Genomic DNA, 12,026 nt, shown 5'->3' with positions numbered 1-12,026 from the left:
CTCTACCCGCGCGAACGACAAAAAATCAGTAAAGGAGAGCATGATGCACACCGAGAACATGCATGCCCAGCAGCAACAACTGATCAACGGCACTTGGGTCGTCGGCAACGCCGAGCCTTTTACCAAGCATGATCCGGTGGCGGGTATGCTGCTTTGGCAAGGAGCGGCAGCTTCCAGCAGCCAAGTCGGCGCTGCGGTGGAGGCGGCGCGAGCGGCATTCCCGGCCTGGGCACGTACGCCTTTTGCTGAGCGTCAGGCGCTGGTTGAGCGGTTTGTCGAGGTCGTCACCGCTCGACGAGAAGACTTAGCTATTGCCATTGCCTCGGAAACCGGTAAACCGCTGTGGGAAGCCCGCACCGAAGCAGGTGCGATGATTGGTAAAATCGCGCTCTCCATCAAGGCGTACCACGAGCGCACCGGGGAGCGTGAAAAAGCCGTCGGCAGTGCCAAAGCGGTCCTTCGTCATCGCCCCCACGGCGTCATGGCAGTATTTGGCCCCTATAACTTCCCTGGCCACCTGCCCAATGGCCATATGGTGCCTGCGCTGCTGGCGGGTAACACCGTGGTGTTCAAGCCCAGCGACCAAACCCCGCTCACCGCGGATCTCACCCTGCAGTGCTGGATAGAAGCCGGGCTGCCTGCTGGGGTGATCAACCTCGTGCAGGGCGGTGTGGCCGTGGGACAGGCGCTCTCTGCCCACCCCGGTATCGACGGTCTGCTGTTTACCGGCAGTGCCAAAGTGGGTGGCATGCTGCAGCAGCAGTTTGCCGGGCAGCTGGATAAAATCCTCGCGCTGGAATTAGGCGGCAACAATCCGCTGGTGGTGAAGGATGTGGAGGATGAGCGCGCTGCCGTGCTGACGATTCTCCAGTCGGCGTTTCTCTCAGGGGGGCAGCGCTGCACTTGCGCCCGCCGCTTGATGGTGCCCCAGGGGGAGGTGGGCGACCACCTCATCGATGCGCTTTCGGATGCCATCGCCAAGCTGCACGTGGCGGGGCAGTTCGACGAGGAGCCAGCGCCGTTTTATGGCGGCTTGGTCAGCGTTGTCGCCGCCGATGGCCTGCTCAAGGCGCAGGATGAACTGGAAGCCATGGGCGGCACGGTGATCAATCGTATGCAGCGCCTCAAAGAGGGCACTAGCTTGCTCAGCCCCGCGCTGATCGACGTGACGGGGTTGAACGTGCCCGACGAGGAGCACTTCGGCCCGCTGCTGAAAGTCCATCGCTATACGGATTGGGATGAGGCGCTTGCCCTGGCCAACGACACCCGCTATGGCCTGTCGGCTGGGTTGATCGGGGGCGAGCAGGCGGATTGGGACGACTTCCTGCTGCGTATCCGCGCCGGTATCGTCAACTGGAACCGCCAGACCACCGGTGCCTCGGGCGATGCGCCCTTCGGCGGCGTGGGCGACAGCGGCAACCACCGCCCCAGTGCCTACTACGCCGCAGACTACTGCGCTTACCCGGTCGCCTCCATGGAGGCCGAAAGCCTGGAAATGCCCGAAACCCTGCCACCGGGAGTCCATCTATGAGCCTGAACAGCATCCGGGAAGTCAACTTCGATGGCTTGGTAGGGCTTACCCACAACTACTCGGGGCTTGCCCACGGCAACGTGGCCTCCATGAGCCACGGCGGCTTGGTTTCGAACCCCAAAGAGGGTGCGCTGCAGGGGCTGGCCAAGATGAAATCGCTGATGGACGCGGGCTACGCTCAGGGCGTTTTGCCGCCGCAGCAGCGCCCCGATTTGGGCGCGCTGCGCGACTTGGGCTTCACCGGCAGCGACCGTGAGATGCTGGCACGTGCCGCGACACAAGCCCCTCAACTTTTGCGAGCCGTGTGCTCGGCGTCCAGCATGTGGACCGCCAACGCGGGCACCATTACGCCTAGCGTGGATGCACCCGATGGTCGGATGCACATTACCCCGGCCAACCTGCAGTCGAGTTTCCACCGCTACCTGGAGCCGCGCACCACGGGGCGCGTGCTCCAGGCGATTTTCCGCGATGAGCAGCACTTCGCCCACCACCCGGTGCTGCCCGCCACCCCCGCATTTTCCGATGAAGGGGCGGCCAACCACACCCGCCTGTGCGGTGAGTATGGCGAGCCCGGCGTGCACCTGTTCGTGTATGGCCGCCAAGCGTTTGGCGGCGGACGGAACGAGCCCAAGCGTTATCCGGCCCGGCAGACGCTGGAAGCCAGCCAGGCGGTGGCCCGCCAGCACGGGCTGAGCGACGCCCAGACCGTATTCGCCCAGCAACACCCCGAGGCCATTGATGCCGGGGTGTTCCACAACGATGTGATTGCCGTGGGCAACGGCCCGGTGCTGCTCTACCACGAAATGGCATTTCTTGATGAAGAGCGCACGCTCAACGAGCTGCGCGCCAAGATGAGTACGCCGCTGATTCCTGTCCGGGTGCCGGTGGAAGCGGTGAGCATGGAAGACGCGGTGGCGTCGTACCTGTTCAACTCGCAACTGCTCTCCAACCCGGATGGCACCATGACCCTAGTGGTGCCCAGCGAGTGTCAGGAGCGGGAAGCCGTGTGGCGCACGCTGCAGGACTTCATCCTGGCAGGCAATAACCCCATTGGCGAAGTGATCGTCAAGGACGTGAAGCAGAGCATGCGCAACGGCGGTGGCCCCGCCTGCCTGCGTTTGCGCGTGGTGCTCAGCGAGGCCGAGCGGGCTGCCCTCAGCGGTCGGGTACTGCTCGATGATGCGCTTTACGACGACCTCACCGCCTGGGTGAGCCGCCACTACCGCGACCGCCTCGCCACCGACGACTTGGCCGATCCGCAGCTCGCGACGGAGGTGCTCACCGCGCTGGATGAGCTGACACAGCTGCTGAACATTGGCTCGGTGTATCCCTTCCAATTGGGGTAACGGTTGCAGGTCCTTCATCCACCTTTTGTCGGCGATAGAGCGAGAAGCCATGACGCCGGTATTCCGCGCGACGAACGATAGGACCTTTGCTGAAACGCTCATTCGTCGCAACATGACGGCTTACTACGAACGGTTGGGATGGCACTGGGATACCCAACTGTTCGCTAAGCAGTGGGGCGAGATGGACAGCATCGAACTCTGCGTGAACACCTCGCGCGTCGGGCTGCTGTGTCTTTATCGCGACGACGCTGCTTACGACATTCGCGAATTGCAGATCGATCCTCCATGGCAGCGGCGAGGGTTAGGTACGGCGGCCATCCATTACGTCGAGGATCTCGCTCGGCAGGCCGACGTCGCCTCACTGCGTCTGCGCGTGTTTCGTATCAACCCTGCCCGCCATCTCTATCAGCGCCTGGGGTTTCGAGTGTGTCGAACCGACGGCGATGTCATCACCATGCAGCGAACACTGCGTTAAATCACCTTCTCCCGGCGGTCATGCCCGAGTCCTGACTGCTGCCCGCGATGGACGCCTGCTGGGCAACATCCGCCCTGCCAGGGCAAGTGCTTTTCGTAACATGAATTTAATTCATTTTTAGTTGAGTCGATATCGCTTTTAATTCATCTGTGTGGTCTGGCATAAAGGGCGCATTCGCTTCGATGGATGTTGCTTGTTCACTGGCAGCGCCGTCGCCAATCTCGACCAACAGGGTGCCTGTTCGCGATGAGCTACGACTTTACCTTCGACATCAAGAGCGTCCGGTTCGACGAAAACTACCGTCCTGCCGAGAGCACGCGTACCACGACCAACTTCGCTAACCTCGCCAGGGGGGAGCGCTGCCAGGAAAACCTGCGTAACGCGCTGACTATGATCGGCAATCGCTTCAATACCCTGGCCCATTGGGATAACCCCAAGGCAGACCGCTACGCCGTCGAGCTGGAGATCATTACCGGCGAGCTGAGCGTGGCGGCTGAAGGCACTACCTTCCCGGCGATCGAGATGTTGAAGACGACCATCATCGATCGGCATCTCGACAAACGCATCGAGGGCATGACGGGGAACAACTTCTCCTCCTACGTCCGCGACTACGACTTCAGCGTGTGGCTCTCGGAGCACAACAAGGAGCGGTCGGAATTTGGTATTCCGGAGGGGTTTGGCGATCTTCACGGCAAGCTGTTCAAGCGTTTCGTCGACTCCGAGGCGTATCGATCCGTTGCCAGCAAGGCGCCGGTGATCTGTCTCAGCGTTTCCAGCAACAAGGTGTATCGCCAGACGGAAAATCGCCACCCGGTGCTGGGCGTCGAATACGTGAACGACACATCGTCACTCACGGATTTCTATTTCGCCAAGATGGGCCTGCAGGTGCGTTACTTCATGCCGCCCCATAGCGTGGCACCGCTGGCGTTCTATTTTTCCGGCGATCTGCTGGCCGATTACAGCGATCTCGAACTGATCAGCGCCATCAGCACCATGGAGACGTTCCAGAAGATCTATCGTCCGGAGATTTACAACGCTAACTCGGCGGCAGGAAAGGTCTATCAGCCGCATCTGACCCATCAGGACTACTCGTTGACCCGCATCGAGTACGACCGCGAAGAGCGCAGCCAGTTAGCCGTCGAGCAGGGCAAGTTTGCCGAGCGCTATTTCATCGAACCTTTTCGTCACGTGCTCGAGCGCTGGTCGGCCGATGTCGCCCTTTGATTGACTGTTTACCAAGGATATTGTTATGAAGACATTGCTGCCCACATCGACGGCCGGAAGCCTGCCCAAGCCCGCTTGGCTGGCCGAGCCCGAAAAACTCTGGTCGGACTGGAAGCTGCAGGGCGAGGAGCTGACCCAAGGCAAGCAGGATGCTCTGCGGGTATCGCTGCACGATCAGCGCTTGGCGGGTATCGACATCGTCAGCGACGGTGAGCAGACTCGCCAGCACTTCGTTACCACCTTCATCGAGCACTTGAACGGCGTCGATTTCGAACAGCGCGAGATCGTCAAGATCCGCGACCGCTACGACGCCAGCGTGCCCTCGGTATTGGGTCCCGTATCGCGGGAAAAACCGGTCTTCGTCGAGGATGCCAAGTTCCTGCGCCAGCAGACCGACCAGCCGATCAAGTGGGCGCTGCCCGGGCCCATGACCATGGTCGATACGCTCTATGATGGCCACTACAAGAGCCGCGAAAAGCTTGCCTGGGAGTTCGCCAAGATCCTCAACCAGGAAGCCCGTGACCTGGCGGCAGCGGGCGTGGACATCATTCAGTTCGATGAGCCCGCCTTCAACGTCTTCTTCGATGAGGTGAACGACTGGGGCATCGCCGCCCTGGAGAAAGCTATCGAAGGGGTCGAGTGCGAGACCGCCGTGCATATCTGCTACGGCTACGGCATCAAGGCCAACACCGATTGGAAGAAGACCCTCGGGTCGGAGTGGCGCCAGTACGAAGAGATATTCCCCAAGCTGCAGGCGTCGAGCATCGACATCGTTTCGCTGGAGTGCCAGAACTCCCACGTGCCGATGGAGCTGATCGAGCTGATTCGCGGCAAGAAGGTGATGGTCGGGGCCATCGACGTGGCCACCCACGCCATCGAGACGCCGGAAGAGGTCGCCGACACGCTGCGCAAGGCGCTGCAGTTCGTCGATGCCGACAAGCTCTACCCCTGCACCAACTGCGGTATGACGCCCCTGCCTCGTGAAGTCGCCCAGGGTAAGCTGAAGGCGCTGAGCGCTGGCGCGGCAATCGTACGGCAGGAACTGTCTCGATAGTCCATTGGGCGGGCTCGGCATCCAGTGTCGGGCTCGCCGACTGAGGCCGAAATCAAACGCGTATCAGAAGAGCGAGACATATTAAAAAAAGCCACCGCCTACTTCTCTAGCGAGTTTGACTGAGGCACGCGGTTATACAACATTATGCGAGCCAATAACCCAAGAGGTCATGGCCTTTAAGCACCGGCTATTTGAAGAGTCTAAAAGCTTACAGTTCGATAGATTGATAAATGATAGTGCTTGAGCTTTCATGACTCATCCCAGCGACATGTGCCTTTGTAGGGACTCTCTGAATACGCGTATACGGGTGACATGACGTAAATCAGGGTGGGTCAATAGCCAAAGATGGGTAGTGAGTGCATCGATAGGGGGGGTGAGCCGAATGAGAGTGTCATCTGTATCACCAAGATAGCACGGCAGCACGGTAATGCCGACGCCCTGGCGTGCGGCTAGCTGCATGCCCAGCATGCTGTCTATTTTGTAGGTAACTCGTTTATCCATCATCCATTTCTCCAGCATCGTATCGCCAAGGTGAACATCGGGACCTATCCAGTTTTCTGTTTCTAATGACCTTGGCTCTATGGGATTTGCGCGGTGTTGCCAATGTGACTTCTGGCCATAAATCGCTTGAGTGATGTTGGCGAGTTTCTTGCCTACTAGGGTGTCGGGTGGCGTTCGAGTGGGGCGGATGGCGATATCGGCCTCTCGCCGTGACAGGCTTTGAAGCTGGTTGGATATGGCCACTTCAAGGGTAATCTCTGGATATTGCTGACGAAAACGCGCCAGCAATGGTGAGAGTAGCCCCGCAAACAGCGTGTCAGTGGTGGTAATGCGCAGGCTGCCGGTGAGGGTGACATCTTGCCCGACGATGCGCCTCTCGGCGCCGTGAACCTCAGTCTGGACGCGTTTGGCCGATGCCGCGAGATCATCTCCCGCCAGGGTCGGGGTATATCCCGTGCGGTTGCGCTCGAATAGGGCCACCCCGAGTTGCTGTTCCATATTGCTCAAACGCCTAAAGACCGTCGCATGACTAACGCGCAGTGAACGGCTGGCACCGGATAGTGAACCCGACTCGGCAATCGCCAGCACGATTTGAAGATCATCCCACCGTATTTGCTGTTCATTCATGCAAGCTTGGTTCTCTTTTTTGGCCAATGTCTGATCTTTAATGAACAGGGTAGCCTTTCTTCGAAACCATCGGTAGGGGAGACATAGTATGAACGTGTTGATCGTTTTGGCTCATCCAGAACGTAAGTCGTTCAATGGGGGCTTGGTGGACGTGGCGATAAAGCAGCTAGTGGATGCGGGCCATGTCGTTGAGGTGGATGATCTTTATACCGAGCAGTTCGATCCGGTCGAGCGTGCCGAGCACTATCTGCATCGCGCTGTGGGTGGGGACTATTTTTATCCTCTCAATGAGCAGCGCTCTCACTACCAGCAAAACGCGCTGCCGCAAGATGTTCAGCGGGAGTTGGCGCGCCTGGAGTGGGCTGACTTGGTGATTTTTCAGTTCCCTTTGTGGTGGCATGCCCAGCCCGCCATCCTTAAAGGCTGGTTGGACCGGGTGTTGGTGTATGGCGGTCGCTATACAAGCCGTATGCGCTACGACCATGGCTACTATCGCGGTAAGCAAGCGGTGCTTTCGGTGACCACTGGTTCACCGGAGAAGGCGTTTCAACCTTATGGTCGCGCAGGCAATATGGTGCATTGGCTATGGCCGATGCATGCATCGCTGTATTACGTTGGCTTTGACGTGTTGGCACCCCAGGTGAGCTATGGCGTTCAGGGCGGTGGTATCCGCTATCAAGACGAGGCGAACCTGATGGAGCATCTAGCGTCTTCCAGGGCGGTATGGGCATCCCGCTTGGTCAGCTTGAGTAACGAACGCCCTATTCCCTTTACCGGCTGGGATGACTGGGACGACGAGGGCGTTTTACGGCCAACCTCTCCGCTGCGTTGGCGGTTAGGTTGAGGTATCAAGCTGGCGTCGAGGCCAATGCCTTGGGACATAGCGTGTCATACAGGGTAGCCAGTGCTTCCGCCTGGGTATCCTCGTTCCAGCGCTGGGCGTAGATGCGGCCTCGCTGGGCGAGGCGTGTGCGAAGGGCGTCATCGTCGAGCAGGCGGTTGATTTGTTCGGCGAAGTGGCTACGGTGCTCCTCGGCAATTAGGCAGCCCTCGTCCTGCTGTAGAACATCCTGGGTGCCCATGATGGCGGTCGAGACGACGGGGGTGCCCAGCGCCAAAGCTTCCAGTAACACCAAGCCTTGAGTTTCGGTACGCGAGGCAAACACGAAGACGTCGGCCGCGCGATAGGCGTCCTGTAGCGCGCCATCGCGTGGCAGGTAGCCTAGGAAGTGAACGGAATTTAAAAGCCCCGCGTATTCGGCCTGCTGCTTGAGCGATGCCAAGGCAGGGCCCTCGCCCACGACCGCCAAGTGGGTCTCTGGGTGGTGCCGATGCACTTCTGGCAGCATATCGATCAAAAAATCGATGTTCTTCTCGTGTGCCGCACGCCCCACGAAGAGCAGTAGTCGACCGTGCTTCGGAAGGCCGTGGCGCTCACGAAAGTGGGCGCCCACGGTTTGCGTGGTAAAGCGGGTAAGCGATAAACCCGTGGCGATGGTGGCGACGGACGTACGAACGCCATAGGCATTCAGTGCGGCAGCCATGGCCGATGACGGCGCCACGACGGTCGCGAGTTGCTGGCACTGGTGTACCGAAAAGCGCCTAGCGGCAAAACGCAGGCAGCGGCGGGGTAGCCACGGCACGTAGTGGTGCAAATACTCTTCGAACAGCGTGTGGTAGGTGCCGATCACAGGGATCCCAAGCCGTTTGCTCAGTGCCACGCCCGCGTAGTGGGCTACGAAGGGCGTGTGGATATGAATTAGGTCAAATTCGTTGGCTTGCAGTCTCGTCGCCAGCGCCATGATGGCGCGGTAGCGCATCATGCGGTCTTCCGGGTCGCCGAGCACCCCGCGCGAGTCGATGCGCCAAATCTGAGGCCCCGCCTCGTCGTGGTCGGTGTAGCGAGGGCAAATGAGGTTCACCTGATGTCCCTGGCGTTCCAGCGCCCCCCGAAAGCTTTCGATCGACGTCGACACGCCGTTCACCCGCGGGAAATAGACGTCGGAAAGCATTAAAATCTTCATCATGAACGACTTAACGGCTAGGGTGGCCGCCAGTATGGCAATGCGCCATGACACCGCCATGACAGCCGTGGTGGTGTCGACTTCTTTTCATCATGATGGATATGACATGCGACGTATTTTTGTGCTGCCCACGTCCTGGGCGGGCTGGGGGCTTTTCATTGCCTTTGTGATGCTGGTGCTAGCAGGCACATGGCCGGTGATCGGCCTGGTCAATCGGGCCACGCTGGTAATGGGGCTGCCGCTGATGGTGGTGTGGAGCTATGTGATCATCCTCTCCTGCGTAGCGGTCATGCTGGTGGGCAATCGCATTGTAGAGCGAGACGACCATGAATAGTGCCTGGCCGTTAGTGATCACGCTGTTATACGTGGCCACCGCCATGTTGATCGGCCTTCGCGCACGGGCGGGGCGCTCTATGAATACGCTAGAAGAGTGGGGCGTGGCTGGGCGCAGTATGGGGCCAGTGACCCTCTACTTACTGATCGCGGCGGGCAGTGTGAGTGCTTACACCTTCATGGGCGCACCGGGCTGGGCCTACTCCAAGGGCGTGGCGGTATTTTATGTGGCGGTTTATTTGGCCTATTTAGCGCTGGTGGCGTGGTACTTCGGGCCGAAGGTATGGCAGTTCGGCGAGCAGTTTGGCCATGTGACCCAAGCAAGCGCCATTGCCGACCGTTATCAAAGCCCTGCGCTAGGGGCGCTCTCCGCGCTGGTGATGGCGGTGGGCTCGGTGGCCTACGCAGTGCTACAAACCATTGGTTCCGCTTATATCCTGTTTGTGATGAGCGGCGGGTTGATACCCGTTTGGCTAGGCGTGCTGTTGGTGCTGACTTGTATAGCCGTGTATCTCTACGCCAGCGGGCAGCGGGCGATAGGCCGCACTAACGCGTTCCAGGGTGTGCTGATGCTGGCGGTGGCCTGGGCGGTAGGCCTGTGGGCCGTACACAGCGCCACCGGCGGGCTGAGTGTTGCCAGGGTGTTCGAACGCATCGCCGCCGAGCACCCTGAGTTTTTGACCCTACCCGGCGCAGGTGGCGATATGAGTGTTAGCTTCTGGACCACATCGATTATCGTCTCGATGTTCTCATTCATGCCCCCTGTCTGGACGCAGTGGATGAGCGCCTCCTCCGCACGTACCCTGCGTCGTAGCGCAACGTGGCTGCCTACCTATTACGTGGTGATTCTGCCCATGGTGGTGGTGGGGTTCATCGGTATTTTCTCTCTGCCGGAGCTCGCGCGGGCAGATATCGTGGTGCTGGAATACGCCACGCAGCACTTGCCCGTGGTGCTGGTGGGGCTGCTGGGCGCGGGCACCCTGGCAGCCTCCATGTCCTCCAGCGAGCCATTCATTCACTCGGTTTCTCTCTCGGTGAGCAAAGACGTGCTGCAGCCGCTTTTGAAGCTCTCGGAGGGTGTCACCGCCCAGTTGGCGCGGCTTTTGATTCTACCCATCATGTTCTTGCTGATTGCGCCGTTGGCGATTGCCGAGCCGGGTAGCCTAGTAATGATTCTGCTGGTAGGGCTTGGTTTTGCGTCGCAGGTGTTGCCTGCGTTCATTGGTATGTTCTTTTGGCCTCGCGCCTCTAGGTTGGGCGTCATGGCGGGCATTCTGGGCGGTTTCGTTGTGACGGTGGCATTCACCACGCTATGGCGACACCCGCTCGGCATTCATGCCGGTTTTTGGGGGCTCATGGTCAATTTGCCGCTGTTCGTGCTGGTGTCGCTGGTGACGCCTGCAACGTGTGAGAAGGTCGTCGAGCGTTTCTTTCGCATTTCAGCCCCTCGCGGACTGACGCGTTTGGGCAGACGGGTGTCTTAATCTCTTAACGTCCATCGTCTACGCTTATCTCAGAGCGTTTTAATGCACTGACAAAGGCACTGCAATGAGCCACGCATTGACTGGACATAACCGCCCTCAACAGGTCATCGAGGCCATTCAACAGGCGAATGCGTCGCTGAGCGCGGCGCATCGGCAGGCGAAATACGCCAAAATGGCAGCCTCTCCTTATCGTTTCTTTCGCGGTTCCAACCATCTGTATTGGCAGGATGTTTGGCACGACTGGCGCTTCGCGCTGTTCGGCGGCTGGCCCAATACCCAAACGTGGCTACAAGGCGATGCCCATGCCTACAACTTTGGCGCTTACGGCCATCACGATGACCAAGTACGCTACGGCATGGATGACTTCGATGATGCGCTCATTGGGGATTATCAGTACGACGTGTGGCGGCTGGCTATCAGTCTCGTGTTGGATGCCTGTGAGAACGCTGAGTTAAGCTCCAAAGCGGTGGATAAAGCGCTCAAAAAATTGCTGGAAGGCTACATAGAGACGCTGAGTGCGTACCGTGATGAAGAGCGGCCGATTTATGCGGTAACGCTCGACAGCGCGAAAGACCCGCTCAAATCCTTTATGGGTAAAGTAGCCGATAAACAAAGCCGGGCGCGCATGCTGGAGAAGTGGACGACTCTTGACCCCGACAAAGGACGTCACTTTGCCGAGCGCCCCGGCAAGCTCGCCAATCTGCCTGCCGATGTAGCAAGCCAGCTACGCCGCATCATCGAGCAGGAGTACCAGCAAACGCTGCAGCACCCCATCAAGGAGAGCGACCCGCAGCACTTCTTCGTCAAAGACACCGCACGGCGTTTGGATGCCGGCACCGGGTCGCTGGGCGTCGAGCGATACTACGTGCTGATCGAAGGCGGGGCAGATCACGAGCACGACGATGTGATCCTAGACATCAAAGAGCAGGTCACGCCAGAAGCCTACCGCCTGATGGACAAAGCGCAGCAGCAGGCGTGGCGCAAGCTATTTCCCAATGAAGGCATTCGCCATGCCGCGGCGTTCCATGCCATTGCCGAACACCCGGATGCCTACCTTGGCTGGTTGACCATGAACGGCAAGGTGTTTTCGGTACGCGAGCGATCACCGTTCAAAAAAGACTATCCCACCCATAAGCTTTCTGGCGGTAAAGCCTACCGCAAGCTGGCACGGCAGTGGGGTGAGATTCTGGCCCGGGAACACCTGCGCGGCGCGCAGGCGCTTAACCGAGGCAAAGCCGTACCGTTTGCCAACGCGGTATGCCAGCGATTAGAAGGGCGTGAGGAGCAGTTTATTGGCGTGGTCGCAACGCTTGCTAAGGCCTATGCCGACTGTGTTACTCAAGACTACCAAGTGTTCATGGAGCATTTTCAAGCCAACGACACGGCATCATAGGTTGAGTAGTGCCGTGCCAGTGGCTTAATACGTA

Annotated in this window: 11 protein-coding genes; 9 read left to right on the top strand and 2 right to left on the bottom strand. The window is 59.3% G+C overall.

The window, feature by feature from the left end; genetic code table 11:
- The first annotated feature begins 58 nt into the window (after positions 1 to 58).
- The 5 genes from astD to FRH_RS00870 all read left to right on the top strand — a co-directional run bounded on the left by astD (position 59) and on the right by FRH_RS00870 (position 5,630).
- Complete coding sequence (gene astD / locus FRH_RS00890; protein ID WP_281998140.1) at positions 59 to 1,531, top strand: succinylglutamate-semialdehyde dehydrogenase; 1,473 nt, start codon at positions 59 to 61, stop codon at positions 1,529 to 1,531.
- Positions 1,528 to 2,877, top strand: coding sequence for an N-succinylarginine dihydrolase (astB, locus tag FRH_RS00885; protein WP_281997566.1), 1,350 nt, complete (start codon positions 1,528 to 1,530; stop codon positions 2,875 to 2,877). The genes astD and astB overlap by 4 nt, the downstream gene beginning before the upstream one ends.
- Positions 2,878 to 2,926: 49 nt before the next feature.
- Complete coding sequence (locus tag FRH_RS00880; RefSeq protein ID WP_281997565.1) at positions 2,927 to 3,352, top strand: GNAT family N-acetyltransferase; 426 nt, start codon at positions 2,927 to 2,929, stop codon at positions 3,350 to 3,352.
- Between the two features lie 246 nt (positions 3,353 to 3,598).
- On the top strand, positions 3,599 to 4,576 hold the full coding sequence (locus FRH_RS00875; RefSeq protein WP_281997564.1) for a DUF1852 domain-containing protein: 978 nt from the start codon (positions 3,599 to 3,601) through the stop codon (positions 4,574 to 4,576).
- A 25-nt stretch (positions 4,577 to 4,601) separates the two neighbouring features.
- Entirely contained in the window at positions 4,602 to 5,630 is a 1,029-nt protein-coding gene (locus FRH_RS00870) for a methionine synthase (RefSeq protein ID WP_281997563.1), read from the top strand.
- 255 nt (positions 5,631 to 5,885) lie between these two features.
- On the opposite strand, the gene FRH_RS00865 is transcribed toward FRH_RS00870, so the two are convergent.
- Positions 5,886 to 6,758, bottom strand: coding sequence for a LysR family transcriptional regulator (locus FRH_RS00865; RefSeq protein ID WP_230834908.1), 873 nt, complete (start codon positions 6,756 to 6,758; stop codon positions 5,886 to 5,888).
- Between the two features lie 88 nt (positions 6,759 to 6,846).
- Here FRH_RS00865 and FRH_RS00860 point away from each other — a divergent pair, with 88 nt between their 5' ends.
- Positions 6,847 to 7,602 carry an NAD(P)H-dependent oxidoreductase gene (locus FRH_RS00860; protein ID WP_230834907.1) on the top strand — a complete coding sequence of 252 codons (756 nt, stop codon included), beginning with the start codon at positions 6,847 to 6,849 and terminating at the stop codon, positions 7,600 to 7,602.
- Positions 7,603 to 7,606: 4 nt separating this feature from the next.
- On the opposite strand, the gene FRH_RS00855 is transcribed toward FRH_RS00860, so the two are convergent.
- Positions 7,607 to 8,842: a glycosyltransferase gene (locus FRH_RS00855; protein WP_230834906.1), complete on the bottom strand. Its 1,236-nt coding sequence runs from the start codon at positions 8,840 to 8,842 to the stop codon at positions 7,607 to 7,609.
- Positions 8,843 to 8,888: 46 nt separating this feature from the next.
- Here FRH_RS00855 and FRH_RS00850 point away from each other — a divergent pair, with 46 nt between their 5' ends.
- The 3 genes from FRH_RS00850 to FRH_RS00840 all read left to right on the top strand — a co-directional run bounded on the left by FRH_RS00850 (position 8,889) and on the right by FRH_RS00840 (position 11,992).
- On the top strand, positions 8,889 to 9,116 hold the full coding sequence (locus FRH_RS00850; RefSeq protein WP_044629281.1) for a hypothetical protein: 228 nt from the start codon (positions 8,889 to 8,891) through the stop codon (positions 9,114 to 9,116).
- On the top strand, positions 9,109 to 10,599 hold the full coding sequence (locus FRH_RS00845; protein ID WP_239285370.1) for a sodium:solute symporter family protein: 1,491 nt from the start codon (positions 9,109 to 9,111) through the stop codon (positions 10,597 to 10,599). The genes FRH_RS00850 and FRH_RS00845 overlap by 8 nt, the downstream gene beginning before the upstream one ends.
- A gap of 64 nt (positions 10,600 to 10,663) precedes the next feature.
- Entirely contained in the window at positions 10,664 to 11,992 is a 1,329-nt protein-coding gene (locus tag FRH_RS00840; protein WP_219861428.1) for a DUF2252 family protein, read from the top strand.
- Positions 11,993 to 12,026: the final 34 nt, after the last annotated feature.

The organism is Halomonas sp. A020 (assembly GCF_027943625.1).
GTDB classification, from domain to species: domain Bacteria; phylum Pseudomonadota; class Gammaproteobacteria; order Pseudomonadales; family Halomonadaceae; genus Vreelandella; species Vreelandella piezotolerans.
Note: the sequence above shows the minus strand (reverse complement) of the source record. Positions and strands in the feature narration are given on the sequence as shown.

Bases quoted from the DNA above. Each gene is read 5' to 3' on its own strand.
- astD (WP_281998140.1), top strand. From the start codon at position 59: ATGCATGCCCAGCAGCAACAACTGATCAACGGCACTTGGGTCGTCGGC.
- FRH_RS00860 (WP_230834907.1), top strand. From the start codon at position 6,847: ATGAACGTGTTGATCGTTTTGGCTCATCCAGAACGTAAGTCGTTCAAT.
- FRH_RS00870 (WP_281997563.1), top strand. From the start codon at position 4,602: ATGAAGACATTGCTGCCCACATCGACGGCCGGAAGCCTGCCCAAGCCC.
- FRH_RS00840 (WP_219861428.1), top strand. From the start codon at position 10,664: ATGAGCCACGCATTGACTGGACATAACCGCCCTCAACAGGTCATCGAG.
- FRH_RS00880 (WP_281997565.1), top strand. From the start codon at position 2,927: ATGACGCCGGTATTCCGCGCGACGAACGATAGGACCTTTGCTGAAACG.
- FRH_RS00845 (WP_239285370.1), top strand. From the start codon at position 9,109: ATGAATAGTGCCTGGCCGTTAGTGATCACGCTGTTATACGTGGCCACC.
- astB (WP_281997566.1), top strand. From the start codon at position 1,528: ATGAGCCTGAACAGCATCCGGGAAGTCAACTTCGATGGCTTGGTAGGG.
- FRH_RS00875 (WP_281997564.1), top strand. From the start codon at position 3,599: ATGAGCTACGACTTTACCTTCGACATCAAGAGCGTCCGGTTCGACGAA.
- FRH_RS00855 (WP_230834906.1), bottom strand. From the start codon at position 8,842: ATGGCGGTGTCATGGCGCATTGCCATACTGGCGGCCACCCTAGCCGTT.
- FRH_RS00865 (WP_230834908.1), bottom strand. From the start codon at position 6,758: ATGAATGAACAGCAAATACGGTGGGATGATCTTCAAATCGTGCTGGCG.
- FRH_RS00850 (WP_044629281.1), top strand. From the start codon at position 8,889: ATGCGACGTATTTTTGTGCTGCCCACGTCCTGGGCGGGCTGGGGGCTT.